The organism is Burkholderia sp. L27(2015), from assembly GCF_009765705.1.
GTDB lineage: Bacteria > Pseudomonadota > Gammaproteobacteria > Burkholderiales > Burkholderiaceae > LMUX01.
Map to the genome: position 1 here is coordinate 245,094 of NZ_LMUX01000020.1, position 26,036 is coordinate 271,129.

Below are 26,036 nucleotides of genomic sequence, written 5' to 3' on the forward strand. Positions count from 1 at the left end.
CGGCTCACGCCTGACCTGTTTGACGCCTTGCATCTGCAAGGAGCGTGATTTTGGGCCGGCCGCAAGCCCTATCAAACCTCAATCAAGGATGTTTGGATGAACGACGATTTGCCGCTGACGCCCCCGACACCTGAGCGGGAGTCCGCAGGGCCGGCGAGTGCAGATGCGACGCGACCCGCCGGTCTGGATACGGTTGTGGGCGTGGGCGCCCGTCTATCGCAATTGCGTATCGAGCGAGGCATGAGTGTCGGCGACGTATCGGCACGCCTGAAAGTCTCGCCAACCAAGCTCAAGGCGCTGGAGGCCGGCGATCTGAGCTTGCTGCCGGACGCAACCTTTTGCCTGGGCATTGCGCGCAGCTACGCCAAGATGCTCGGTGCGGACCCGGCCACGATGATCCCGGCGCTGCGGCTCGCTTACGGCAGCAAAGCGCCCGATTTGTCGATGCCGGCGTCGTCCGGCGCGAATTTGCCGCGCGGCAAGATGGCCGTGAATTGGCGAGCTCCCGCGCCGCGTCGTTTGGGCTGGGTTTGGGGATTGGTGGTGGTCGTGCTGGCAGCGGTCGCGCTGTTGGTCTGGCGCGACGGGCGCGAACCGTCGACCTGGCTCGCGCGCTTCTTGCCGCACGAGACAGGCGGCGCAGCGGGCGCAAGCGCTGCAGCAGCCGATTCGACCGATCATGTCGCGCAGGCTCAGACGCCGGGTAATGCCACGCAAGCCGCGGATAGCGGCAATCAGCCAGGCTCGGCCGCCGACGCGTTTCCTAGTTCGGAAGCCAATGCGGAAGTCCAGGCACAAACCCCGGTGCCCGAGGTGAGTGCTCCGCCGAGCGTGGCGCCGAGTGCGGTTGTGACGGCTCCAGCAGCGGCTCCTGCAACGGCTGCGGCTCCTGCTCCTGTTCCGACAGCAGCGCTGGCACCGAGCGCAGCCGCATTGGCACCGGCCTCGGCACCGGCCTCGGCACCGGCCGGCGCAGACGGTGCCAACGCCACGCTGACGTTCACGCTGATGCAAGACAGCTGGATCAGCGTGCGGCAGAAGGATGGCCGTGAAGTGTTTTCCGGTCTTGCGCACGCGGGCGACAGTCCATCGATTCAAGGCGTTCGACCGCTCAAGGTCATCGTCGGCAATGAGCGCGGCGTCGCAAGCATGCAGGTCGATGGCCAGGCGGTCGACGCGAAACAGTATTTAAACGTCAAAGGCAACGTGGCGCGTTTCACGCTGCCTTGACGTCAACTTGAAGCAACGTCTTTAACTGCGATGGACGCCGCTACGACGTCCATCGCACCAAGTTCATACGGGTGACCTCGATGCAGCAAATTAATCCGGTTTTTGGCGGCTCCAAGCCGCGTCGTGCATCTAACGGCGTCAACGTTCGATGGGCGGGCAACCTCGTTACGATCGGTGGCGACGCGCCCATACGCGTTCAGTCGATGACCAACACCGATACGGCCGACGCCATCGGTACGGCGATCCAGGTCAAGGAGCTTGCCCAGGCCGGTTCCGAATTGGTCCGTATTACGGTGAATACACCGGAAGCTGCCGCCGCGGTACCGGCAATTCGCGAACAGCTCGACCGCATGGGTGTGCCCGTGCCGCTGATCGGCGATTTTCATTACAACGGCCACCTGTTGTTACGCGATTATCCTGACTGCGCGCAGGCGTTGTCGAAATACCGGATCAACCCGGGCAATGTGGGCCATGGCGCCAAACGCGACACGCAATTCGCACAGATGATCGAGGCGGCAGCACGCTACGACAAGCCGGTGCGCATTGGTGTGAACTGGGGCAGTCTGGACCAGGACATGCTGGCGCGCATGATGGATGAAAACAGCCAGCGAGCGCAGCCGTGGGAAGCCAGCAGCGTGATGTATGAAGCGCTGATCCAGTCGGCCGTCAGTTCGGCCGAACGTGCCGTAGAGATCGGCTTGCCGCGCAATAAAATCATACTGTCGTGCAAGGTCAGTGGCGTGCAGGATCTGATCGCGGTGTATCGAGAATTGGCCCGCCGCTGCGATTTTGCGCTGCATCTGGGGTTGACCGAAGCCGGCATGGGTTCCAAGGGGATCGTCGCGTCGACGGCGGCGCTTTCCGTGCTGCTGCAGGAAGGTATCGGCGACACCATCCGTATCTCGCTCACGCCGGAACCGGGCGGCCCACGCACCGGTGAAGTGATCGTTGGCCAGGAAATTTTGCAGACGATGGGCTTGCGCTCGTTTACGCCGATGGTGATCGCATGCCCCGGGTGCGGGCGCACGACGAGCACGGTTTTCCAGGAACTGGCGTCGCAAATCCAGGACTACCTGCGTGCGCAGATGCCGGTCTGGCGCGAACGATATCCCGGCGTCGAGGATATGCATGTGGCCGTGATGGGGTGCATCGTCAATGGCCCCGGAGAGTCCAAGCAGGCCAATATCGGCATCAGTTTGCCGGGCTCGGGTGAAAATCCTGCCGCGCCGGTATTCATCGATGGCGAGAAAGCGATGACGCTGCGCGGCGAGCATATTGCCGAAGAATTTCAGAAGATCGTCAACGACTATGTGGTCCGTACTTACAGTAACGCAACCGTCTGACACCCGCGTGCGGGTTTGATAAAAGAACCGATGACCGAACCAAAAAGAAAAGTCGAGAAACTCGCAGGCGTAAAAGGGATGAACGACATCCTGCCGCAGGACGCCGCGTTGTGGGAGTACCTCGAGAGCACCGTCAAGTCGCTGGCGCGGGCCTATGGCTACCAGAATATCCGGACTCCTATCGTCGAGTCGACGAGCCTGTTTACGCGCGGGATCGGCGAAGTCACCGACATCGTCGAAAAGGAAATGTACAGTTTCACCGATGCCCTCAATGGCGAACGGTTGACGCTGCGCCCCGAAAACACGGCTGCGGTGGTTCGCGCCGCGCTGGAACACAATTTGTTGTATGACGGCCCCAAGCGGCTCTGGTACGTGGGCCCGATGTTTCGTCACGAGCGGCCGCAACGTGGCCGTTACCGGCAGTTTCATCAAGTGGGCATCGAAGCGCTGGGCTTCGCGGGCCCAGATGCGGATGCCGAAATCATAATGATGTGTCAGCGCCTTTGGGATGACCTAGGCTTGTCCGGCATCCGGCTTGAAATCAATTCGCTGGGGCAACCCGCCGAGCGTGCCGCACACCGCACCGAACTGATCACGTATCTCGAACAGCATCTGGACATGCTGGACGAAGATGCCAAACGCCGTTTGCATACCAATCCGTTGCGCGTGCTCGATACGAAAAACCCGGCGCTGCAGGAAATCGTCGGCAATGCGCCCAAGCTGATCAATTTCCTTGGCGCTGAGTCGCTCGCGCATTTCGAAGGCCTGCAGACGCTGCTCAAGGCCAACAATATTCCCTTCAAGATCAACCCGCGGCTGGTGCGCGGTCTCGATTACTACAATCTGACCGTGTTCGAATGGGTGACCGACAAGCTGGGCTCGCAGGGCACCGTAGCCGGTGGTGGCCGATATGATCCGCTGATCGAACAACTGGGCGGCAAGCCGACGCCCGCCTGCGGCTGGGCGATGGGCATCGAACGAATCATCGAGCTGATGAAAGAAGAAGGGGTCAAGCCCGAGGTCGAGAGCTGCGACGTCTATATGGTGCACCAGGGCGATGAAGCGCGCGCGCAGTCGTTTGTGATTGCGGAGCGCCTGCGCGACGCGGGTCTCGATGTGACGCTGCATTGCAGTGCCGATGGCGCTTCGTCCAGTTTCAAGGCGCAAATGAAGCGCGCGGATGCAAGCGGCGCAGCGTATGCGGTTATCATGGGCGCCGATGAAGTGGCGGCGGGCACCGCTACCTTCAAGTCGCTGCGCAGTGGTCTGCCGCAGGAATCGGTCGAGGTCGACCGCTTGACCGAATGCCTGATTGATGCAATGGTGTCGTCCGCTGAACTCGATGAGGACGATGACGATGACGCCGTGCCGCCTGCGTCAGAGACTAGGCACTAAGCGCGAGGCACTGGGCCCGAGGCAGCCTGAGGCACTGCGCCCGCGGCATGACGCCCGCGGCGCAAGCCCCGCCAGCAGCGCATGCTCCGGTCGGGCAGATCGCCTGCAAACGCGCTTGCAAATGCGCGAGCAAACGATTCGGGACGCGAGAGCTTAAGAATGCATGAGCTGCCGGGGCAGGATGTCCGGGCTGGCTATGTCAATGCGGTTGTCAAGTAAGGGAAAAGTGGTGCGATGAGTTATCACGACGAGCAGGAAACACTGGAAAACCTCAAGGCCTGGTGGGCTCAATGGGGCAACGCGCTGACCTGGGTGGTGCTGGCGATTGCGCTGGTGGCTGCCGGCTGGAACGGCTGGAATTACTGGCAGCGTCGTCAGACTGGCGAAGCCGTGGCCTTATACGAACAGGTCCAACAGGCGGTCAGCACGGGCGACAAGGCGATGATCGCGCGATCGGCGTCCGATCTGGAAGACAAATTTGGCAGCACGCCGTACGCGCAAATGACGGGCTTGCTGGCGGCCAAAGGGCTGTATGCCGCCAACGATACGGTGGGCGCGAAAGCGCAACTCGATTGGGTGATCAAGCACGCCAAGGATGCGGAATTCAAGCAAATCGCCCAATTGCGTCTTGCGGGCCTGCTGCTTGACGAAAAGGCTTACGATGCCGGCCTGCAACTTGTGAGCGATCCGGCGTCGGATGGCTTTAAAGGGCTGTTTGCGGACCGACGTGGTGATCTGCTGGCGGCGCAAGGCAAGCGCGACGATGCGCGCAAGGCCTATCAGAATGCGCTGGACGCGCTCGCAAGCAGCGAGCCGTCACAGCGCCAGTTGATTCAATTCAAGCTCGACGCGCTCGGAGGATAAGGTCCGCGCCCGTTTTTGCCGTAACTGCGCGGTATGCCGCGATGTACCGCGTGGCCCGCAGAACCCGAGTAGAAGTACCGCACGGTCGACAGAAGTGGAAGTACTGCGTGGTCTACAGCGGGGTCTGCAGGACGCAGCTCGAATACGCTTCATGTCGCAATTAACCCATAGCCAGCCGACATTCTTTACGGAATTTCTCTCACCATGCGTGACCCTATGAATCTGCTTAACCGCTACGCCCGTCCGATTGCTTATCTGCTGATTGCAACGGCACTTGCCGCGTGTTCCTCAAAGGATGTGCGCCGCATTCCGACGCCTTTGACGGATATCAAGTCGGTGCTCGACGTCAAGCAGGCGTGGAGCAACAGCGTCGGCAAAGCCGGGCCCTACCTGTTCGAACCGCTGGTGGTCGGTAACGCGGTGTACGCGGCGGGTGCAAACGGCAGCGTGGCAAAGATCGACGCCACCAACGGCCAGACCCTTTGGCACATCAAGGTTGACGGCGATTTGTCGGCGGGCGTCGGCGGCGACGGCAACCTGACGGCGGTGGGTGGGCCCAAAGGCGAGGTGTATGTACTCGGACCGGACGGCAAGCTGTTGTGGAGAGCCTCGGCGGATGGTGAAATCATTACCCCGCCGTTGGTTGGCAAGGGTTACGTCATCGTGCGCACCATCGATGGTCGGGTGGTGGGCTTCAACGCCGACACCGGCGAGCAGAAATGGGTTTATCGTTCGCGTGCCGTGCCGCTGAACCTGCGCACCACGCTGGACATGATTTTCATCGGTCAGAATGCAATCCTGACGGGCTTTTCGGGCGGTACGATGGCGGCGCTTAGCCTCGACACCGGCGATATCTTCTGGCAGACGGCGGTGTCCTACCCATCCGGCGTGACGGAAGTCGAGCGGATCAACGACGTCGCAGGCGCGCCTACCCTCGTCGGAGCGCAGACGTGTGCCGTGACCTTCCAGGGCCGCATAGGGTGTTTCAATGCTGAAAATGGCCAGCCGCTGTGGACGCATCCGTACTCGAGCTACGGCGGTCTGGCTCAGGACGAACGCACCGTCGCATCGACCGACGATTGGTCGGTCGTGTCGGCCTACGACGCAGGCCGCGGCACCAAACTGTGGAGCAACGACAAACTGAAAAGCCGTGCACTGACAGCGCCCACCATTATCGGCGACGCTGTTGCCGTGGGCGATTACAAGGGCTATGTGCACTTTCTGTCGCGAGACACCGGTCTGTTCATCGGCCGGGTTCATGCCAATAACAGCGGTATTACTGCGCGGCCATTGGTCGCAGGCAAACTGTTGATCGTACAGACGAGTAATGGCGATCTATACGCGTATCGACCGCAATAAGATCTAAAATGATGTTGTAGCGCATGGCGGCCGGCACCTTCGCCGGCCGTGTGCGTTTTTTGAATGGCTTAATCATGAAACCCGTCATCGCGCTCGTTGGGCGCCCCAACGTCGGCAAGTCGACGCTCTTCAACCGTCTTACCCGCTCTCGGGATGCGCTGGTCGCAGATCTCCCCGGGCTGACCCGCGACCGCCATTATGGCGAGGGGCGCGCGGGTAATCGTCCCTATCTGGTGGTCGATACAGGCGGCTTCGAGCCGGTTGCGAAAGACGGCATCATGCATGAAATGGCGCGTCAGACGCGCCAGGCGGTGGAAGAAGCCGACGTCGTGGTGTTCCTGGTCGATGGCCGGCAGGGGCTGGCACCGCAAGACGCGCACATCGCCGACTATTTGCGCAAAACCGGTCGGCCGCTGTTCTTGGTCGTCAATAAAGCGGAAGGCATGAAATACGGCACGGTCGCCGCCGAGTTCTACGAGCTTGGGCTGGGCGACCCGCGTGCCATTTCATCGGCGCATGGCGATGGCGTCACCGATATGATCAACGAGGCGCTCGAAGTCGCCTACGCGGGTCAGCCGGACGAGACCGAAGAGGCGGTGGACGCTCACGGTGTCAAGATCGCCATCGTGGGCCGTCCCAACGTTGGGAAATCGACGCTGGTGAACGCCTTGCTTGGCGAAGAGCGCGTCATCGCATTCGACATGCCGGGCACCACGCGCGACTCGATTTACATCGACTTCGAGAGAGGCGGCAAGCCGTATACGCTGATCGACACCGCCGGACTGCGTCGGCGCGGCAAGGTTTTCGAGGCGGTCGAGAAGTTTTCGGTGGTCAAGACGCTGCAATCGATCTCGGACGCCAACGTCGTGGTGCTGCTGCTGGACGCGCGTCAGGACATCAGCGAGCAAGATGCCCATATCGCGGGCTTCGTGGTGGAGCAGGGCCGTGCACTGGTGGTGGGCGTCAATAAATGGGATGGCCTGGATCTGCATGCCCGCGACACCATCAAGGCCGATATGGCGCGTAAGCTGAAATTTCTCGATTTCGCAAAATTTCACTTTATTTCAGCCACTGAAGGATCGGGAATCAGTCCGCTGATGCGCTCGGTGGACCAAGCCTATGCCGCGGCGATGTCCAAGCTCGCGACGCCGCGTCTGACCCGCGCGCTGATTGAAGCGGTGGAGTTCCAGCAGCCGCGCCGCAAAGGGCCGGTTCGCCCGAAGCTGCGCTATGCCCACCAGGGCGGCCAGAACCCGCCTATTGTGATTATTCACGGCAATGCGCTGGACGCTATTACCGATTCCTACAAACGCTATCTGGAGGGCCGATTCCGGGAAACTTTCGGGCTAATCGGTACTCCATTGCGCATAGAGTTTCGCTCTAGTCATAATCCTTTTACAGACAAAGGCTAGCCCGTTTGGCTACCGTTGGTCTGGTCTGACGCACAGTGGCTAGGCACCGATTAAAAATCGGCTATATTGTGTCAGAGGGGCGGGCAACTTTTTGACCTTCCCCTGGAATCAACCTGCAAAAAAACTATATGGAGTTCGCTATGAGTAATAAAGGGCAACTGTTACAAGACCCATTTTTGAACGCACTACGTAAAGAGCACGTACCCGTGTCGATTTACCTCGTCAACGGTATCAAACTGCAAGGTAATATCGAATCGTTTGATCAATACGTGGTTCTGCTCCGTAATACGGTGACGCAGATGGTGTACAAACACGCCATTTCGACCGTGGTTCCGGCGCGTCCGGTAAATTTCCACCCAGATGCGGAAGTTTCCTGATACGAATTGACCCAGCGGGATTCTGTTCTGCGCGCTTTTGTGTCCGCTTCTGTGTCATGACACATGTAGATATATCAGGCCCGCTGGTTTTTCCCTTTTTTGACCATCCAATTTGACCACTAACGCAGCATTAGTCAGCATCGATTTTGGCAAGATCGATTTTGAAGCCAGCCTCGAAGAACTCGGCCTCCTCGCAAAAAGCGCCGGTGCGCTCCCGGTTGTCACCTTGACGGGGCGCCGTAGCAGTCCGGACGCAAAAATGTTCGTTGGCAGCGGTAAAGCCGAAGAACTCAAACAAGCCGTGATCGCCAACCAGGTCGAAATCGTGATTTTCAATCACGTTTTGAGCCCAGGCCAACAACGCAACCTGGAGCAGACGCTGGAGACGCGAGTGGTCGATCGCAACAGCCTGATCCTCGATATTTTCGCCCAGCGCGCAAAAAGTCACGAAGGCAAGCTCCAGGTCGAACTGGCGCAATTGCAATATCTGGCGACCCGCCTGGTACGCGCATGGACTCACCTGGAACGTCAAAAAGGCGGCATCGGGCTGCGTGGCCCAGGTGAAACTCAGCTTGAAACCGACCGTCGCCTGATTGGCGAGCGCGTGAAGATGCTCAAGTCACGGCTGGAAAAGTTGCGCCGCCAACATGGCACGCAACGTCGTCAGCGTGAGCGTAGCAAAACCTATTCCGTATCGCTGGTGGGGTACACCAACGCAGGCAAGTCGACGCTGTTTAACGCGCTGACCAAGGCGCAGGCGTATGCAGCGGACCAATTGTTCGCCACGCTGGATACCACGTCGCGACGCGTCTATCTGGGCGAGGCCGGCAATATCGTCTTGTCGGACACGGTCGGTTTCATACGCGACCTGCCCCACCAACTCGTGGCGGCGTTTCGCGCCACGCTGGAAGAAACCATACACGCGGATTTATTGCTCCACGTGGTGGATGCTTCGAGCGCCGTGCGCGACGACCAGATCCAGCAGGTCAATGGTGTGCTGGACGATATCGGCGCCAGCGACGTGCGGCAGATCCTCGTATTCAACAAGATCGACGCGGTACCTGAGTTGCGGGACCGTGCCGGCACTGTGGAGCGGGACGAGTATGGTAATATTTCGCGCGTTTTTCTAAGTGCGCGCGAAGGGCTGGGATTGGATGCTTTGCGCGCGGCAATCGCCGAAGCCGCGACCCATCCAGCCCTCGGCACGACGCAGCCTGACGCCGGCGATGTTCGCTTCAGCGACATCGAACCGGAGCCGTTCCAAGCGCGCGAAGCCTGACGTATGAAGTACACCTAGGCATGAAGCACGCATAGGCGGGGTGCTGTGCGCACGCCGTGCGCGCAGCACCCGACGATATTTGCGGCCGTATGTACGGCAGGTACGACGCGTACGAGACAGCGCGACGTCGTGCGACACGCCCGCCCCGCAAGCGAGATCGGCATTAGCAGCATAATTGGCACAATCAGTACCTACCGGCTGGGTCCATGTTGAAAACCTACGACGAACGTAATACCGGGCAGCGCCTGCGCGCGGCTCTGATTTCTTTGATCGGCGCCCGGCGCTCAGACCGCGCCGCGGAACCTAAGCTCGCGCAGGACAATCAGGAGGGGCCGCCCGACCTCGATCAAATGTGGCGCGATTTCAACAAACGTCTGAACCGCATGTTCGGCCGCAAAGAGGGGGCAACACCGCCCAGCGGCAGTAGTGGAAGCGGTGGAGGCGGGGGTGGCGCGGGTGGTGGATTCGGCAGCGGTAACGGCACGCGTTACGGCGCCGGGATTGCGCTTGCCGTTGTGATCCTGATCTGGCTGGGCAGCGGCGTCTTCATCGTGCAAGAGGGCCAAGCGGGCATCGTGCTGCAATTCGGCAAGTACAAGTACGCCGCGGGCTCGGGCATTCAATGGCGCCTGCCGTATCCGTTCCAGTCGAACGAGATCGTCAACATGGCTCAGGTGCGTTCGATCGAAATCGGTCGCAACACGGTGATCCAGGCCACCAACCTGAAAGACTCATCGATGCTTACCGCCGATGAAAATATCATCGACGTGCGATTTGCCGTGCAATATCGCGTCAGTGACCCGGCCGACTTCATTTTCAACAACGCGGACGTCGAAGCCAACGTGAAGCAGGCGGCAGAAACCGCGGTGCGTGAAATCGTCGGCAAAAGCAAAATGGACTACGTTCTCTATGAGGGACGTGAGCAAGTCGCCATCGATCTGCAAAAGTCCATTCAGCGTATTCTCGACTCGTATAAAACCGGCATTCTGGTGACCAGCGTGACGCTGCAAAGCGTGCAGCCGCCCGAACAGGTGCAGGCCTCGTTCGACGATGCGGTCAAAGCCGGTCAAGACCGCGAGCGCGCGAAAAACGAAGCGCAGGCCTATGCCAACGACGTGATTCCGCGAGCCCGCGGTACCGCCGCGCGCATGATCGAAGAAGCGCGCGGTTATCAGGCCCGTGTGGTCGCACAAGCCGAGGGCGATGCGGACCGTTTCACGCAGGTGCTCGGCCAGTACGCGAAAGCGCCCGCCGTGACCCGCGAACGGATGTACCTGGACACCATGCAGAGCATTTACCAGAATTCGACGAAGGTCCTGGCCGATGGCCGCGCGTCGAGCAGCCTGATGTACCTGCCGCTGGATAAGTTGATGGAACGCGTCAAGCCCAAGGGTGCCGGCACGGGCGCTGCGGGTAGCGGCGCTGCGGCGCGTAGCGATGACGATAGCGCGACCGACACTTCGGCGCAGTCAGCCCCGGCCGCGACCGATACCAGTCGCGCTCCGGCCATGGACGACCCCACTCGCTCGCGTGATTTCATGCGCAACCGCGATAGCTCATCGAATTAAGGGGCGCAGAATATGAATCGAATTATTGCGACGGTTGTTGCCGTCATCGTGCTGGCCTTTATCGTCAGTTCGACCTTGTTTGTCGTCGATCAGCGTGACGACGCCATCGTTTTTTCTTTTGGCGAAGTCAAGCGAGTGATTACGGAGCCGGGGTTGTATTTCAAGCTCCCTCCGCCGTTCGAGAACGTGATCGTGCTCGACAAGCGGATACAGACGATCGATACGCCGGAAGCCGACCGTTACATCACGTCCGAGAAAAAGAACGTGCTGGTCGACCTGTTCGTCAAATGGCGGATCGCCGATGCGCGTAAGTATTACATCAGCTTCCATGGCGACCAGGCACTGGCTCAGGATCGTTTGACGCAGATCATTCGGTCGGCCTTGCAGGAGGAATTCTCCAAGCGCACGGTGACCGAAGTGGTTTCGGATGAGCGCGACAAGGTCATGCAGGCGGTACGCGAGAAAGTGACGCCCGATGCCACCGCGATCGGAGTCGAGATCGTCGATGTGCGCCTGAAACGGGTCGATTTGCTCGCCGAGATCAGCGATTCGGTTTATCGTCGGATGCAAGCCGAGCGCAAGCAGGTTGCCAACCAGTTGCGTTCGACCGGCGCCGCGGAAGCCGAACAGATACGCGCCGATGCGGATCGGCAGAGCGAAGTGATCCTGGCCGATGCCTATAAGCAGACTCAGATCCTCAAGGGTGACGGCGATGCCAAAGCGTCGAGCATCTACGCCGATGCGTTCGGCCGCGACCCGCAGTTCTACGCTTTCTACAAGAGCCTGGACGCGTATCGCAGCACGTTCCGCAGCAGCCGCGATCTGATCATCGCCGATCCGAATAGCGATTTCTTCCGCTTTTTGCATAGCCCAACCGGGGCGGGTAGCGACACGCCGGCGCCGGCTGCCAGTGCTCGCAAGCGTTAAATACGCGGTGGCCCGGCAATGAGTTTTATGGTCGAAGTGGGGTTGCTCGCGCTGGCGCTGATGTTGGTGTTGGAAGGGCTGTTTCCGTTTATTTCTCCGGAAGGCTGGCGGACCACATTTCGCACCCTGGCCGAGCTGCCCGCGCGGCACATCCGTTTGGGTGGGCTGGCGTCGATGCTGATCGGCGTGGTATTGCTGCTGCTGGTGCGGCACGCTCATAATTGAAGTGTGAGGATTTATCCGATGTCGATCTGGTTGCTTCCCGAAAATATCGCCGATGTACTGCCTTCCGAAGCGCGCAAGCTGGAGGTATTACGGCGCCTCTTGCTGGACCGGTTTCGGCTGTACGGGTACGAACTCGTCATGCCGCCGATGCTCGAATACATCGATTCGCTGCTGGCCAATGCAGGTGAAGATTTAAACCTGCGTACCTTCAAACTGGTCGATCAGTTGTCGGGGCGCACGATGGGCTTGCGCGCCGACATCACGCCGCAAGTCTCGCGTATCGATGCTCATCTGCTCAACCGCGCTGGCGTGACGCGCCTGTGCTATGCGGGCAGCGTGCTGCAGACGCGGCCGCGCGGTTTGCACGCCACGCGCGAGCCATTTCAGATCGGCGCCGAAATCTATGGCCATGCCGGGCTCGAAGCCGATCTGGAAATCCAGCAACTGTTGCTGGACACACTGGCGTTGGCGCAGCTCACGCGCGTGCGTCTGGACCTGTGCCATGCCGGCGTGATGCGTGCGCTACTGGACGAAGCGCCGCAGGCGCAGGCGCTCGCTAACCCGTTGTTCTCGGCGCTGGCCAGCAAGGATGTGCCGACGCTTGCAGAGTTGAGCGTGGGTTTGCCGACGTCATTGCGTGCGGCGGTGCTGGCGCTGCCCATGCTTTACGGTGACGCCAGCGTGCTCGATCGCGCTCGCGAAGTTTTACCGAAATTGCCTGCAATAGGGCGGGCGCTGGACGAATTGGCGTTTTTGGCAGGCCAGGTGCAAGGCGCCGAAGTCATGATCGATCTCGCCGATTTGCGCGGTTACGAATATCACAGCGGCGTTATGTTTTCGGCCTATGTCGATGGCGTGCCTAACGCGGTGGCGCGCGGCGGACGCTATGACAAGATCGGCGAGGTATATGGCCGGGCGCGCGCAGCCACCGGTTTTTCACTGGATTTGCGCGAGGTGGTGCGCATTTCGCCGATCGAAGCTCGCAGCTCTGCGATTCTGGCCCCTTGGAGTCATGATGCAAGCTTGCGCGCACAGGTTGCCGCGTTGCGTGACGCGGGCGAGATTGTGATTCAGGCATTGCCGGGGCACGAACACGACGGTGACGAATTCGCCTGCGACCGTGCACTGGTGGAGCGCGCGGGGAAATGGGTGGTGGAACCCGTTACGCGTTGATGCGGGCGCGCAATCCCTTTCCGGCCCTGACGGGCACGGCGTTTTATCTAAAAAAGCGGATCTGCCCTAGAACACGGGTAAAATACGTTTTTAACCAGCACACATATTCAACATGTCCGGCAATGCAGTGAATCAGGAACGTCGCGCGGAGCAGATCCGTGGCCGCAACGTCGTCGTCGTCGGTACCCAATGGGGCGACGAGGGCAAAGGCAAGATTGTCGATTGGTTGACCGATCACGCGCACGGCGTGGTGCGTTTCCAGGGTGGCCATAATGCGGGCCATACGCTGATCATCGGTGGCCGCAAGACCATCCTGCGGCTGATTCCCTCGGGCATCATGCGCGCGGGCGTTGCCTGCTATATCGGCAATGGCGTTGTCCTATCCGGCGAAGCGCTCTTCAAGGAAATCGGCGAGCTCGAAGCGGCAGGCGTGGATGTGTGCAGCCGGTTGTTCATTTCCGAAGCGGCGACGCTGCTGTTGCCGTCCCACGTTGCGATCGACCAGGCACGCGAAGCACGCCGCGGCGCGAGCAAGATTGGCACGACCGGGCGCGGCATCGGACCGGCATACGAAGATAAGGCCGCTCGCCGCGGCTTGCGCGTGCAGGACTTGTACAACGTACCCTCGTTGACCGAGCGCTTGCGTGACACGCTCGACTATCACAATTTCGTGCTGACCCAGTATCTGGGCGCGGCCTCCGTCGATTTCCAGCAAACGCTGGATGCGCTGCTGGGCTATGCGGAACGCATGGCGCCGATGGTCACCGACGTGTCGAGCCGACTGTTCGCAGAAAACCGAGCAGGGCGCAATCTGCTGTTCGAAGGTGCACAAGGCACGCTACTCGACGTCGATCATGGTACCTATCCGTATGTGACGAGCAGCAATTGCGTCGCGGGTGCTGCGTCCGCGGGCGCGGGCGTCGGCCCAGACCAGTTGCACTACATCCTGGGCATCACCAAAGCTTATTGCACGCGTGTGGGTTCGGGACCGTTCCCGAGCGAGTTATACGACGCCGACAATCCTGAGCGTCAAGGCGCGGTCGGCGTGACATTGGCTAACGTCGGTAAGGAGTTTGGCTCGGTTACCGGCCGTCCGCGCCGCACCGGCTGGCTCGATGCTGCCGCGCTGAAGCGTTCGATTCAGATCAATGGGGTGTCCGGCTTGTGTATCACCAAGCTGGACGTGCTCGATGGTCTCGACGCGGTGGATCTGTGCGTGGGCTATGTGCTTGACGGCAAAGCCGTCGATATCCTGCCGCCTGGCGCCGCCGAAGCCGGTAAATGCGAACCCGTCTACGAAACATTCCCGGGATGGCACGAAAGCACCGTCGGCATCCGCGAATGGGATCAGCTCCCCCAAAATGCGCGCGACTACCTGCGCCGCGTTGAAGCCGTGGCGGGCGTACCCATCGACATGGTATCGACCGGGCCGGATCGCGACGAAACCATCTTGCTGCGCCACCCGTTCAAGCTCTAAGCGATACGCCAACCGATGAGCGAGGCCACTAGCCCAACGCCCGCCAGTGACGATGCTCACTTATGGGTGAGCTGGTCCGAGTATCATGATTTGATCGACGAACTGGCCTTAATGGTGGATCGATCCGGTTGGCAATTCGATCTGATTTTGTGCCTGGCGCGCGGTGGATTGCGCGTAGGCGATCAACTCTCGCGTCTCTTCGATGTGCCGCTCGCCATTCTCGCTACCCGTTCATACCGTGGCGGGGAGGGCATGGAGCGTGGCACCCTCGACATCGCTCCCGCCATCACGTTGACCCACGGCGCCGTGGCCGGCCGTGTCTTGCTGGTCGACGATCTGGTCGATTCCGGCGTGACATTGCGTCAGGTAAAAATCCATTTGAACAAACATTACCCTGACGTCAAGTCGGTGCGCTCGGCGGTGCTTTGGCATAAAGCCGTGTCGTGCGAGACGCCGGACTACGCGGTGCGGTTTCTGGAAAATAGTCCATGGATTCATCAACCGTTTGAAATATGGGATACGATGCGGCCAACTGACATCGCCCGAGGCTCGCGGGACTGAATTCGCGGTGGCGTGGCATCTGCACCACATGGCCGGGTAGCCTATCCGGCCGACGTTAGAATAGCGCTCGACTACGAAACAGCCCATTGCTGGAAACTCCGCACCCATGACTACAGCAACTCCGGCGGTCGCCTCTCCTGTGAGCGCCCACAAGCAATCCATGTCAGCCTTGGCAGTTGCGGCTATCGGTGTGGTATTCGGCGATATCGGCACAAGCCCGCTTTACGCTCTTAAAGAAGCATTCAGTCCCGCCCACGGCATCGAGACGACGCCGGAAGCGATACTCGGCGTGATATCGCTGCTGTTCTGGGCAATCATGATCGTCGTCTCGCTCAAATATGTCTGGTTCGTGATGCGGGCCGACAATAATGGCGAAGGCGGCGTTCTCGCACTGATGGCATTGAGCTTACGCAGTTGCGGGCGCGGCAGTCGTGCCGCGGGCATCCTGATGATGCTGGGTATTTTCGGCGCTTGCATGTTCTACGGCGACGCTGTGATTACCCCGGCCATCTCGGTGATCTCGGCCGTCGAAGGGCTGGAGATCGCCGCCCCGCATCTGACGCCGTATGTGATTCCCATCACCTTGATTATCCTGATCGCATTATTTTGGATACAACGTCGTGGCACGGAAGTGGTGGGCCGATTGTTTGGCCCCATCATGCTGGTCTGGTTTTTCGTGCTGGCTGTGATGGGCATCCTGCAGATTATCGCGGCGCCGAGAATCATAGAGGCCTTGAACCCTTACTACGCTTACCATTTCATGGCGCTGCACGTTCTGCAGGCCTATGCAGTGCTGGGTTCGGTATTCTTGGTGCTGACAGGCGCGGAAGCGCTGTATGCCGATATGGGGCACTTTGGCGCAAAGCCGATCCGATATGCGTGGTATGGCCTGGTGATGCCGGCATTGGTGATCAACTATTTCGGCCAAGGCGCATTGCTGTTGCAGCATAAAGATGCGATTACGAGTCCATTTTTCCTGCTGGCACCGCAGTGGGCGTTGCTGCCGCTAGTGGTCTTGTCCACGGTCGCGACCGTGATTGCGTCGCAGGCGGTGATCTCCGGCGCGTTTTCATTGACCAGCCAGGCGATTCAGCTCGGCTATGTGCCGCGCATGAAAATCTCCCATACCTCGGCGCGCGCGATTGGCCAGATCTACATTCCGGTCGTGAACTGGATGTTGCTGCTGATCATTATCTTCATCGTGCTGGGCTTCAAGAGTTCGGATAATCTTGCCGCCGCATACGGGATCGCGGTCACAACCACGATGGTGATCACGACGATATTGGCTTCGGTCGTGATGCTCAAAGTGTGGAATTGGCGCAAACGCTATGTGACGTTCATCATCACCGGCTTCCTGGTGGTCGATGTGGCCTTCTTCGGCGCCAATTTGCTCAAGGTTGCGGCTGGCGGCTGGTTGCCGTTGAGCATAGGCGCGCTGCTGTTTTTCCTGCTGATGACTTGGTACAAGGGGCGGCAGATCGTCAAAGAGCGTACTGCCGCGGACGGTATCCCGTTGATGCCGTTCCTGCAGGGCTTGTTGGCACATCCGCCGCATCGCGTATCAGGCACGGCGATTTATCTGACCGGCAGCGATGTTCTCGTTCCGGTAAGCCTGCTGCACAACCTGAAGCACAACAAAGTGCTGCATGAGCGCACGATTTTTCTGACCTTCGTGACGCAGGACGTTCCCTACATCGAAGACAGCAGCCGGATCGAGGTCGAGGATATCGGCGGTGGGTTGTCGCTGGTGCGGGCTACCTATGGCTTCAATGAAACGCCTGATGTCACCGATGTGCTCAAGCTGATCGAGCGGCAGCACGGCATGGCCTTCGAGTTGATGGATACCTCGTTCTTCCTGGCGCGCGAAACGGTGGTGCCGACGCAATTGCCGGGTATGTCGATCTGGCGCGAGCGGATTTTCGCGTGGATGCATCAGAACGCGGCCAAACCGACAGACTTCTTCAGTATTCCAGCCAATCGGGTCGTGGAATTGGGCACCAAGATCGAAATTTGAATTCGGCTGAGTAGGACGATGACAATAAAAAACCCACGCTCTAGGCGTGGGTTTTTTTTGAGTGCTTTCGCGTTCTCTTCGGGTGTCTTGTTCGGGCAGTAGCTTATCGCTGCTGCCCGAGCGACTCAATTAAGTGGCTCCATCACGGCTTTTTGAGCTTCGCAAACGCTGCGGCCATCGCGCCGCCCGCAGCCGGCTCATTGGCCGGACGGCGTGCGCCTTGATTACCCCCATTGCGACCCGCGGACGGATTGCCGGGTCGATTGGCAGACCGGTCGGCCGAACGGTTGCCTGAGTCGGGCGACGCCGCCGTGACCGCCACATCGTCGGAGAGCCGCATGGTCAGCGCAATCCGTTGCCGCTTGACGTCCACCTCCAGCACCTTGACCTGAACGACATCGCCGGCCTTCACGACTTCATGCGGATCCTTGATAAACCGCGTGGCCATTGCCGAGACGTGCACCAATCCATCTTGATGCACGCCGATATCGATGAACGCACCGAATGCTGCGACGTTGGTCACGACACCCTCAAGCAGCAAGCCAGGTGTGAGGTCGGAGATTTTCTCGATGCCATCGCGAAAGGTCGCGGTCTTGAACTCGGGCCGCGGGTCGCGCCCCGGCTTTTCCAGCTCCGTGAAAATGTCGCGTATGGTCGGCAGGCCAAAGCGCTCGTCGACGAATTGCGTTGGCGACAGGCCGCGCAACGCCTCGCGATTGCCCATGATGTCGGAGGCTTTCTTATTGATGCTGGCGAGAATTTTCTCGACCAGTGGATAGGCTTCCGGGTGCACCGACGAGCCGTCCAAGGGATTGTCTCCGGCGTTGATCCGTAGAAAACCCGCAGCCTGTTCGAAGGTCTTATCGCCCAGACGCGGCACTTTCTTCAAATGCTCGCGGGTCGCGAACGGGCCATAGCTATCTCGGAACTCGACGATATTGCGCGCCAAGGTTGCGTTCAAACCGGAAACGCGGGTGAGTAGCGGCACCGATGCCGTATTCAGATCGACGCCGACCGCATTGACGCAATCTTCGACGACCGCGTCGAGCGAGCGTGCCAACTCGCGTTGGTTGACGTCATGCTGATACTGACCCACGCCGATTGCCTTCGGTTCGATCTTGACCAATTCGGCCAGCGGATCTTGCAGACGACGTGCAATCGAAACCGCACCGCGCAACGTCACATCGAGCTCGGGAAATTCTTTCGCAGCAAATTCCGAAGCGGAGTAGATGGACGCGCCAGCTTCCGATACGACGATTTTCTGCATTTGCAGTTCTGGACAGCGGCGTATCAATTCGGCCGCGAGCCGGTCGGTTTCGCGCGAAGCGGTGCCGTTGCCGATGCTGATCAAATCGGCACGGGTTGCGCGTGCGATTTTCTCTAGCCGGGCGAGCGAGCCTTCCCAGTCGCGACGAGGTTCATGCGGATAGATGGTATCGGTGGTCAGCAATTTGCCGGTGCGATCCACCACCGCCACCTTGACCCCTGTACGCAGCCCGGGATCCAGCCCGATCACCGCTTTCGGGCCCGCGGGCGCTGCCAGCAACAGGTCTTTCAGGTTGCGTGCAAAAACCCGAATGGCCTCCTGCTCGGATTGTTCGCGCAATTGGGTCAGCAATTCGTTTTCGATATGCGGCTGTACTTTGACGCGCCAGCACCAACGGCAAACGTCGGCCAGCCATTGGTCGGCCGCGCGCCCGAGGTTGCGCAACTGAAAGCGGTTTGCGATGAGGACTTCGCCAGGGTGTGGCACTTGGGTGTCGAGCGCTTCGCCCAGACCCAGCTTGACCATCAGGATGCCGGCATTGCGTGCCCGGAACAAGGCGAGGGCCCGATGCGAGGGTACCGTCTTGATCGCTTCGTCATACGCGTAATAGTCGCGGAATTTTTCTTCTTCTTCGTGCTCTTTACCGGCGATGACGGTGGAGGCCACGATGCCTTGCTGCCACAGGTATTCACGCACTGAGCCGAGCAGGTCGGCGGTTTCGCCAAATTGCTCCGTCAGAATATCGCGCGCGCCATCGAGCGCGGCTTTCACATCGGCCACGCCTTTTTCCGCGTCGACATAGCGCGCGGCCTGTTCCTGCGGGTTCAGCGTCGGATCGGCCAGGAGTGCATGCGCCAGCGGTTCCAAGCCTGCCTCTCGGGCAATTTGTGCGCGCGTGCGGCGCTTCGGCTTGTAGGGCAGGTAGAGGTCTTCCAGCACCTGCTTGCTGTCGGCGGCAAGGATCGCCTGTTCCAGCGGTTCGGTCAATTTGCCTTGTTCGCCGATGCTTTGCAAAATCGTGGCGCGGCGATCCTCGAGTTCGCGCAGATAACCGAGGCGTTCTTCGAGATTGCGCAACTGCGTGTCGTCCAGGTTGCCGGTGATTTCCTTGCGGTATCGGGAAATAAACGGCACCGTCGAGCCTTCGTCAAGAAGTTGTATCGCTGCGGCCACTTGGCGTACTTGCACACCGAGCTCGGTGGCAATACGCTGGGCAATGATGCTTGCTACGTTTTCCGTCATCTGTGGTATCTGGGGTTCGAGGCCGAAGGCCAAAGTACATTGAACCAGTGATTTTGCCACAAATGCCCGGGCTGTCCGAACCCGCAATGATAGAATCGTAAAATGTTAAGACGCTCTTGTATGACTCCTGCCAACGTGTTTTCGACCGTCCTATGCCGCACCGCCTTGATGGCATGCGTGTGCGCAGCGCCCGCTCTGGCTAGCGCGCAAACTGTCGCGTCCGGTGTTCACGCGGGGGCGAGCCCGACTGTCGGCGCCACGTCCAGCTCACCAGTCAACTCGGCTGTCAGCACGGCGGCTGGCTCGTCTGTTGGTGTATCGGCTAACCCCACGGTTAGCTCGTTCGCCAGCCCATCTGCCAGCTCTGCCCAGAGCGATGCCGAGGCCGCGCAACAAGACGCGTTCAACGCTCGCCAGACGGTGTTGAACCGCCGCACCGAAGAATATACGTACAATTATCAGGTGGCGGAGCACGAGTGTTATTCGCATTTCTTCGTGAATCACTGCCTGGGCGTGGCCCGCAAAGCGATGTATGCCGCGAAAGACGACATCCGCACCGAACAGCTCAAGCTAAACGCAGAAGAACGCGCTTTGCGCGCGCAGCAGCGCGACGAGAGAAATGCGCTGCGCGATGCACAGGATCAGGCCGACGCGCCGAAGCGTGCGAACAACGAGAAGGTCAATCAGGCGAGCTTCGACGATAAACAGCGTCAGCATCAACTTGACGAAGCGTCGCGCATTGCCTCGCAGCCCAAAACCGAGGCCGCCGCTCAGGCCCAGTACAACCAGAAGCAGGCCGACTTCCAGACGAAGCTCGACCAGGCGCATGCCAATGCGCAGAAAGATGAACAGCAGCGGGTCGAAAACGTTGACCGGTTCAATGCCAAGCAAGTCAAGGCCAGCGAGCATCAGGAAAGTGTCAAACAGCGCCAGGCCAAGGCGGCGACTGCCGCTGCCGCCAGCGCGGCCGCTGCAAGTGCCGCTGCCGCAAAAAGCGCCGCCGCCAGCGGCGCTGGTCAGAAGTAACTCCGGGGAGTCAGCTATGCGCGACGATCAACTGGAAACAGGCAGCTCCGAACCGCTGCACAATGGCAGCTCGGCGACGGGTTTGGCTGCGGCACCCGCGGCCGGCATGTCATTGGCTGACGGCGACGTCGGGGAGGCCGACCACCCCATACCGGTGGAGCGCGCAGCGTCGAACGAAGCCGCTGCCGCCGACAGTGAGAGTGCCTTGATCGTGCGTCGTGTGACCGAGCTTCAATGCGAACATGCCGCGTTGGATACCTTGATCGCGAAACTGATAGCACTGCGTGGCGCGAATGATTTCGAATTGCGGCGGCTCAAGAAGCGCAAGCTCAAGGTCAAGGACACGATTATGCTGCTGCAGTTGCAACTCGAGCCCGATGCGCGAGCCTAGCGGGGCGCCTGCCGATTGCCGGCCGTTTAGTTCGTGTCGGCAGCAGCATCCGGCCCACCGGCGGCGCTCGCGCGCCGCTTCCATGACGTACCGTTGAAGCTTAGTCTTGACCTCATCCTCCGCCCCTTCCGCACTACCGATTACGCCGACTTCGGATGACACCGCCGACAATGCGGCGCCTGAGGCGGCATCTGCTGCTTCGGCTGCCTCGGCCAGGTCTGCTACATCAGCCGCCGCGGCATCTCCGGCCGCACGAGCCGCGCTTGCGCTGAGCACGCGGCGTGCGCATGAACTCGAAGATCTGTTTTCGCCCCAAGGTGCGTTGGCCAGCCATATCGAGGGCTACCATGCGCGCGATTCGCAACGCGCCATGGCGCGCGCGGTAGCCGCGGCGATTGAAGCGACCGGCCGCTTGCCTGAGCCGCAACTGTTGGCGCCAGCCGGTACGCGCGCGGCGAGCGCTCGTGCGGCCGACGCCAACCGATCCGACGGATCCAACGGTACCGCAGCGCAAGATCCCCATGCCGATGATGGTAGCAACACGTTGATCGTGGAAGCTGGCACGGGCACGGGCAAAACCTACGCGTATTTGGTCCCGTCGATGTTATGGGGCGGCAAGGTCATTGTGTCGACCGGCACCAAGCACTTGCAGGACCAGCTATTTCAGCGCGACATTCCGACTGTGCGCGACGCACTGGCGGTACCGGTGTCGGTCGCCATGCTCAAGGGCCGTGCCAACTACCTGTGCCATTACTATTTGCAACGTACCGCAGACAGCGGACGTTTGCCGTCCCGGCAGGATGCAGCGCACTTGCAGGAAGTCGTGCGCTTCGCCAAGATCACGCGCACCGGCGACAAGGCTGAACTAGCCAGCGTGCCGGAAACGGCGCCGATCTGGCCGATGGTCACTTCGACCAGAGAAAACTGTCTAGGGCAGGAGTGTCCGAATTACAAGGACTGCTTCGTGATGCAGGCGCGCCGAGAGGCGCAGCAAGCCGATATCGTGGTGGTCAACCACCATCTCTTCTTCGCAGACATCATGTTGCGTGATACGGGCATGGCTGAATTATTGCCCAGCGCAAATACCGTGATCTTCGACGAAGCGCACCAACTTCCCGATACGGCCACGCTCTTTTTCGGCACGACGTTGTCGACCGCGCAAATGCTCGAATTGGCGCGCGATTGCGTGGCCGAAGGGCTGGTTCACGCGCGCGATGCCTGTGACTGGCCGCAGTTGGGCGCGAAACTCGAGAGGGCCGCGCGAGACATCCGACTGGCGTTTGGCCAGGACACTGTGCGCTTGTCGGTTTCGCAGCTTGGGGAAGCGCATCCGCTCTACGAATCGCTGGAAGCGGTCGATGTCGCGCTCGATGAGCTTGCCGAAGTACTGGCGTCGCAGGCCGAACGATCCGACGCGCTGGGTGTGTGCTTGCGTCGCGCTCGCGAGTTGCAACAGACGCTGGCCAGTTGGAGCGCGCCCGCTGCGCCCGAGAGCACGGCGAAAATTGCCACGTCGAATCGAGTGACTCATGTCGAGAAGGGCGGGGATAAGGGCGCTCGGGCGGAGTCGGTCAATGAATCCGTGCGTTGGGTGGAAGTGTTTTCACACACAGTACAATTGCATCAAACTCCGCTATCGGTCGCGCCGATCTTTGCCAAGCAGCGCTCCGGCGCGCCTCGTGCCTGGATCTTCACTTCGGCCACCTTGTCGGTCAAAGGCGACTTTACCCACTATGCCGCGCAAATGGGGCTGGACGCCAAGCGCTCGATGACGCTCGCGAGCCCGTTCGATTACGGCACCCAGGCGTTGTTGTATGTCCCGCGCGAATTGCCACAGCCTTCGTCGCCCGGTTTTACGGATGCGGTGCTCGATGCTGCGCTGCCCGTGATCGAAGCTGCTGGTGGACGAGCATTCCTGCTGTGCACCACCTTGCGCGCGGTCGAGCGCATCGCCAATCGCCTGCGCGATGTGATGGACACGCGCGGCTGGACGTTTCCGTTGCTGGTGCAGGGCGACGCGAGTCGAACCGAATTGCTCGATCGCTTTCGCAGTCTGGGCAATGCCATACTGGTCGGTAGCCAGAGCTTTTGGGAAGGCGTCGATGTGCGCGGCGAAGCGTTGTCGTTGGTCGTCATCGACAAATTGCCGTTTGCGCCGCCCGACGATCCCGTGCTTGCAGCGCGGCTCGATGCGCTGACGAAAAAAGGGTTGAGTCCCTTTGCGGTACATCAGTTGCCGCAAGCGGTGATCACGCTCAAGCAGGGCGCCGGGCGCTTGATACGTGCAGAGACCGATCGCGGCGTGCTGATGATCTGCGACCCACGGCTGGTCGAAAAACCTTATGGCAAACGGATCTGGCAAAGTTTGCCGGCTTTCAAGCGAACCCGTGAGCTTGAGGTTGTACGTGATTTCTTTGCGCCGACGCAGCCGCAGCCGCCTGAAGGCGATTGATTCTGACGCTGAAGGCATCGCGTGCTTGAATTGGTTGAACGCAAGACCGCGCACAGCCAATTCAAAAAGCGAGCCCGTCTCCAATAAAAAAGCCTTCCAAAATCGGAAGGCTGTTCGGACCACTTCGTCAGTAACCGGATGCGGCTGTGTGCGGCTTCTCTACTTGCCACATAGGCAAGTCGCACCGCGCTCACCCACTACCAGATCTGATACCACGGCTTTTCTACCGTCTTACGCCGGAACTTGTTGCCCGGAATATAAGGGCTATCGGGGAACGTAGCGGCAAGCACGCTTTGCGTATCGGTAGCCAGTTTCGTTTCGCCCAGTTTTTCGTAGGACAGCACCATGATGTGCAGCGCATCTTCAACCGCCGGCGTGTTCTGGTAGTTTTTCACTGCCAGCTGCGCGCGATTGACCGCTGCAATATAAGCACCGCGGTTGTAATAGTACTGCGCCGTATGCACCTCATGCGAGGCCAACGCATTGACGATGTAACGCATGCGCTGCGCTGCATCGGGTGCATATTTGCTTTCCGGATACTTGTCGACAACCACCTTGAAGGCGTCGTAGGAGTCACGCAGCGCAAGCGGATCGCGCTCGCTCATGTCCTGACCCGCGTAGCGACCGAACAGCCCGAGATCGTCGTTGAAACTGATCAGGCCCTTCAGGTAATACGCGTAATCGATGTTCGGATGATCCGGGTGCAGCTGGATGAAACGATTGACGGCCGTGAGCGCTGAAGCCTGCTCGTTTTCTTTCCAGTAGCAGTAGGGAATGTTGAGCTGGCCCTGCTGCGCGAAAAGCCCGAACGGATCACGCCCTTCGAGGATTTCGAAGTACTTTGAGCACTTTCCATAGTCCTTGCCGGTGAGCGCGTCTTGCGCCTCCGAGTATAATTTCTGATTAGACCATGTTGCCGTTTCGTCAGTTTTTTCGGGCAAAGCGCTGCAGCCTGCGATAATCACGGCTACGGCGGCGAATACCGCGAATTTGCATGTACGGGTGCTGGTAGTTAAGGCTCGCATGTCCTGGCTTTATATCCTAGCGTCAAGTCTGATGACCGAGATTCACCGGCGATTATAGCTGAAGCGCAGCCGGTGCCGACGCGATTGGCGCTGAAACTTTAGGTAATGCATTGCCCAACACTGATACTTCACTCACTGGCGTACCGCCTGAGCTCACATCCACGCTGAAATCCGGGGGCCAAAGCAAGCTCGAACCCGAGGTCCAAAGCGCGCTCCAACCCGGGGCGCTGGCCGGGTCTCAAGCCGAGTCTCAAGCCGGTCCTCAGCAAGGCGATTCTCAAGCCGACCTCCAAGCCGACCCCGAAATCGAGACCGAAGCCGACGAGTATGAGGTCGCGGCTGCGGCTGCGCCTGCGCCGCTCACGGCCGTGATTCCGCAGTCGCTCGCAGGCGAGCGGCTGGACAAAGCGATCGCTCAACTATTTCCAGAATTTTCCCGTAGCCGTTTGCAAAGCTGGATCGAAACGGGGCGCGTCACTGTGGATGGCGAACCGGCGCGCGTTCGCGCCAAGGTGCCGCGCGACGCGGTGGTCGTCGTGACGCCGGATCTGCTGCCGGAGCAGCTCGCATTCACGCCGGAGCCGATCGAACTCGACATCATTTACGAAGACGCGACCTTGGTCGTCGTCAATAAGCCGGCCGGCATGGTGGTGCACCCGGCCGCGGGCAACTGGAGTGGCACGCTGCTCAACGGGCTGCTGCACCGTTACCGCGATGCCGCGGGCCTGCCCAGGGCCGGGATCGTACACCGGCTGGACAAGGACACCTCAGGCTTGATGGTAGTGGCTCGCAGCCTCACGTCGCAGACCGATCTGGTGCGCCAGTTGCAGGCTCGCACCGTCAAGCGCCGCTATATCGCGCTGGTGTGGGGAACGCCGCCGGCCGCGGGTCTCATCGATGCACCGATCGGCCGCGACCCGCGCGACCGCCTACGCATGGCTATCGTTCACGGCGCGACCGGCAAGCCGGCGCGCACGCACTTCGAGACGGTCGCGACCGGTCTGCTCGGCGAGCAGCCGGTTTCGGTGGTTCAATGTGATCTCGAAACCGGCCGCACCCATCAGATTCGTGTGCATCTCGCGCACCTGGGCAACCCGTTGCTGGGAGACCCGGTGTATGGGCGGGCGCGCAGTGCGCGCTCCGGCCTGGTGCTGCCGGGCGGTTTCGCGCGTCAAGCATTGCATGCCTGGCGGCTCGGCCTCGTGCATCCGGATTCCGGCGAGTTTCTGGCTTGGCACGTACCGGTGCCCGAGGATCTGGCGATGCTGGCCGACGAACTCGGCGTGGCGGGCGCACTGGCGCATCTGGGCGCAAATATCGGTGCCGACGGCGCTGATGCCGGCACGTACAAAGCGTACCGAATGGACGATGAAGATGCAGAGTACGACGACGCGGATGACGACTCCGGCACCGAGGATTAACTGCGCGC

At 60.3% G+C, this 26,036-nt stretch carries 21 protein-coding genes; 19 read left to right on the forward strand and 2 right to left on the reverse strand.

The window, feature by feature from the left end; translation table 11 throughout:
* Positions 1 to 96 precede the first annotated feature (96 nt).
* From GSQ77_RS18055 to GSQ77_RS18125, 15 genes are all read left to right on the forward strand, one after another.
* On the forward strand, positions 97 to 1,230 hold the full coding sequence (locus tag GSQ77_RS18055; protein ID WP_158904153.1) for a helix-turn-helix domain-containing protein: 1,134 nt from the start codon (positions 97 to 99) through the stop codon (positions 1,228 to 1,230).
* A gap of 80 nt (positions 1,231 to 1,310) precedes the next feature.
* Positions 1,311 to 2,573, forward strand: a complete 1,263-nt coding sequence (gene ispG, locus GSQ77_RS18060) for a flavodoxin-dependent (E)-4-hydroxy-3-methylbut-2-enyl-diphosphate synthase (protein ID WP_158904154.1) — start codon at positions 1,311 to 1,313, stop codon at positions 2,571 to 2,573.
* A 30-nt stretch (positions 2,574 to 2,603) separates the two neighbouring features.
* Positions 2,604 to 3,968: a histidine--tRNA ligase gene (gene hisS / locus GSQ77_RS18065; protein WP_158904155.1), complete on the forward strand. Its 1,365-nt coding sequence runs from the start codon at positions 2,604 to 2,606 to the stop codon at positions 3,966 to 3,968.
* 234 nt (positions 3,969 to 4,202) lie between these two features.
* Complete coding sequence (locus GSQ77_RS18070; protein ID WP_158904156.1) at positions 4,203 to 4,832, forward strand: tetratricopeptide repeat protein; 630 nt, start codon at positions 4,203 to 4,205, stop codon at positions 4,830 to 4,832.
* Positions 4,833 to 5,048: 216 nt separating this feature from the next.
* A complete protein-coding gene (bamB, locus tag GSQ77_RS18075; RefSeq protein ID WP_158904157.1) occupies positions 5,049 to 6,191 on the forward strand; it encodes an outer membrane protein assembly factor BamB in 1,143 nt (380 codons plus the stop codon).
* A gap of 74 nt (positions 6,192 to 6,265) precedes the next feature.
* A complete protein-coding gene (der, locus tag GSQ77_RS18080; protein WP_158904158.1) occupies positions 6,266 to 7,603 on the forward strand; it encodes a ribosome biogenesis GTPase Der in 1,338 nt (445 codons plus the stop codon).
* A 128-nt stretch (positions 7,604 to 7,731) separates the two neighbouring features.
* Entirely contained in the window at positions 7,732 to 7,980 is a 249-nt protein-coding gene (hfq, locus tag GSQ77_RS18085; protein WP_158904159.1) for an RNA chaperone Hfq, read from the forward strand.
* A gap of 112 nt (positions 7,981 to 8,092) precedes the next feature.
* A complete protein-coding gene (gene hflX, locus GSQ77_RS18090) occupies positions 8,093 to 9,259 on the forward strand; it encodes a GTPase HflX (protein ID WP_158904160.1) in 1,167 nt (388 codons plus the stop codon).
* A 209-nt stretch (positions 9,260 to 9,468) separates the two neighbouring features.
* Positions 9,469 to 10,827 carry an FtsH protease activity modulator HflK gene (gene hflK, locus GSQ77_RS18095; protein ID WP_254067692.1) on the forward strand — a complete coding sequence of 453 codons (1,359 nt, stop codon included), beginning with the start codon at positions 9,469 to 9,471 and terminating at the stop codon, positions 10,825 to 10,827.
* Between the two features lie 12 nt (positions 10,828 to 10,839).
* A complete protein-coding gene (hflC, locus tag GSQ77_RS18100; protein WP_158904162.1) occupies positions 10,840 to 11,754 on the forward strand; it encodes a protease modulator HflC in 915 nt (304 codons plus the stop codon).
* Positions 11,755 to 11,781: 27 nt separating this feature from the next.
* Positions 11,782 to 11,979, forward strand: coding sequence for a DUF2065 domain-containing protein (locus GSQ77_RS18105; RefSeq protein ID WP_158904238.1), 198 nt, complete (start codon positions 11,782 to 11,784; stop codon positions 11,977 to 11,979).
* An 18-nt stretch (positions 11,980 to 11,997) separates the two neighbouring features.
* Complete coding sequence (locus GSQ77_RS18110; protein WP_158904163.1) at positions 11,998 to 13,152, forward strand: ATP phosphoribosyltransferase regulatory subunit; 1,155 nt, start codon at positions 11,998 to 12,000, stop codon at positions 13,150 to 13,152.
* 112 nt (positions 13,153 to 13,264) lie between these two features.
* The gene (locus GSQ77_RS18115; RefSeq protein ID WP_158904164.1) at positions 13,265 to 14,629 is read left to right on the forward strand and encodes an adenylosuccinate synthase; all 1,365 of its coding nucleotides are present in this window, start codon (positions 13,265 to 13,267) and stop codon (positions 14,627 to 14,629) included.
* Positions 14,630 to 14,644: 15 nt separating this feature from the next.
* Complete coding sequence (locus tag GSQ77_RS18120) at positions 14,645 to 15,190, forward strand: phosphoribosyltransferase (RefSeq protein WP_158904165.1); 546 nt, start codon at positions 14,645 to 14,647, stop codon at positions 15,188 to 15,190.
* A 106-nt stretch (positions 15,191 to 15,296) separates the two neighbouring features.
* Positions 15,297 to 17,204 (forward strand): potassium transporter Kup, encoded by a 1,908-nt coding sequence (locus GSQ77_RS18125; RefSeq protein ID WP_158904166.1) that lies wholly within the window; start codon positions 15,297 to 15,299, stop codon positions 17,202 to 17,204.
* Positions 17,205 to 17,346: 142 nt separating this feature from the next.
* Here GSQ77_RS18125 and GSQ77_RS18130 read toward each other — a convergent pair whose 3' ends face one another.
* On the reverse strand, positions 17,347 to 19,713 hold the full coding sequence (locus tag GSQ77_RS18130) for a Tex family protein (protein ID WP_158904167.1): 2,367 nt from the start codon (positions 19,711 to 19,713) through the stop codon (positions 17,347 to 17,349).
* 120 nt (positions 19,714 to 19,833) lie between these two features.
* On the opposite strand from GSQ77_RS18130, the gene GSQ77_RS18135 reads away from it, so the two are divergent.
* The 3 genes from GSQ77_RS18135 (at position 19,834) to GSQ77_RS18145 (ending at position 23,582) form a co-directional block, all read left to right on the forward strand.
* A complete protein-coding gene (locus GSQ77_RS18135; protein WP_254067686.1) occupies positions 19,834 to 20,739 on the forward strand; it encodes a hypothetical protein in 906 nt (301 codons plus the stop codon).
* A gap of 205 nt (positions 20,740 to 20,944) precedes the next feature.
* Positions 20,945 to 21,130, forward strand: a complete 186-nt coding sequence (locus GSQ77_RS18140) for a DUF465 domain-containing protein (RefSeq protein WP_254067693.1) — start codon at positions 20,945 to 20,947, stop codon at positions 21,128 to 21,130.
* Between the two features lie 106 nt (positions 21,131 to 21,236).
* Positions 21,237 to 23,582, forward strand: coding sequence for an ATP-dependent DNA helicase (locus GSQ77_RS18145; protein WP_254067687.1), 2,346 nt, complete (start codon positions 21,237 to 21,239; stop codon positions 23,580 to 23,582).
* 197 nt (positions 23,583 to 23,779) lie between these two features.
* On the opposite strand, the gene GSQ77_RS18150 is transcribed toward GSQ77_RS18145, so the two are convergent.
* Entirely contained in the window at positions 23,780 to 24,607 is an 828-nt protein-coding gene (locus GSQ77_RS18150) for an outer membrane protein assembly factor BamD (RefSeq protein WP_158904168.1), read from the reverse strand.
* Between the two features lie 368 nt (positions 24,608 to 24,975).
* Between GSQ77_RS18150 and GSQ77_RS18155 the strand changes: the two genes are divergently transcribed.
* Positions 24,976 to 26,028, forward strand: a complete 1,053-nt coding sequence (locus tag GSQ77_RS18155) for an RluA family pseudouridine synthase (RefSeq protein WP_254067694.1) — start codon at positions 24,976 to 24,978, stop codon at positions 26,026 to 26,028.
* Positions 26,029 to 26,036: the final 8 nt, after the last annotated feature.

Coding starts and splice junctions, on each gene's coding strand:
- GSQ77_RS18055 (WP_158904153.1), top strand. CDS start 97: ATGAACGACGATTTGCCGCTGACGCCCCCGACACCTGAGCGGGAGTCC.
- ispG (WP_158904154.1), top strand. CDS start 1,311: ATGCAGCAAATTAATCCGGTTTTTGGCGGCTCCAAGCCGCGTCGTGCA.
- hisS (WP_158904155.1), top strand. CDS start 2,604: ATGACCGAACCAAAAAGAAAAGTCGAGAAACTCGCAGGCGTAAAAGGG.
- GSQ77_RS18070 (WP_158904156.1), top strand. CDS start 4,203: ATGAGTTATCACGACGAGCAGGAAACACTGGAAAACCTCAAGGCCTGG.
- bamB (WP_158904157.1), top strand. CDS start 5,049: ATGAATCTGCTTAACCGCTACGCCCGTCCGATTGCTTATCTGCTGATT.
- der (WP_158904158.1), top strand. CDS start 6,266: ATGAAACCCGTCATCGCGCTCGTTGGGCGCCCCAACGTCGGCAAGTCG.
- hfq (WP_158904159.1), top strand. CDS start 7,732: ATGGAGTTCGCTATGAGTAATAAAGGGCAACTGTTACAAGACCCATTT.
- hflC (WP_158904162.1), top strand. CDS start 10,840: ATGAATCGAATTATTGCGACGGTTGTTGCCGTCATCGTGCTGGCCTTT.
- GSQ77_RS18105 (WP_158904238.1), top strand. CDS start 11,782: ATGGTCGAAGTGGGGTTGCTCGCGCTGGCGCTGATGTTGGTGTTGGAA.
- GSQ77_RS18110 (WP_158904163.1), top strand. CDS start 11,998: ATGTCGATCTGGTTGCTTCCCGAAAATATCGCCGATGTACTGCCTTCC.
- GSQ77_RS18115 (WP_158904164.1), top strand. CDS start 13,265: ATGTCCGGCAATGCAGTGAATCAGGAACGTCGCGCGGAGCAGATCCGT.
- GSQ77_RS18120 (WP_158904165.1), top strand. CDS start 14,645: ATGAGCGAGGCCACTAGCCCAACGCCCGCCAGTGACGATGCTCACTTA.
- GSQ77_RS18125 (WP_158904166.1), top strand. CDS start 15,297: ATGACTACAGCAACTCCGGCGGTCGCCTCTCCTGTGAGCGCCCACAAG.
- GSQ77_RS18130 (WP_158904167.1), bottom strand. CDS start 19,713: ATGACGGAAAACGTAGCAAGCATCATTGCCCAGCGTATTGCCACCGAG.
- GSQ77_RS18135 (WP_254067686.1), top strand. CDS start 19,834: ATGACTCCTGCCAACGTGTTTTCGACCGTCCTATGCCGCACCGCCTTG.
- GSQ77_RS18150 (WP_158904168.1), bottom strand. CDS start 24,607: ATGCGAGCCTTAACTACCAGCACCCGTACATGCAAATTCGCGGTATTC.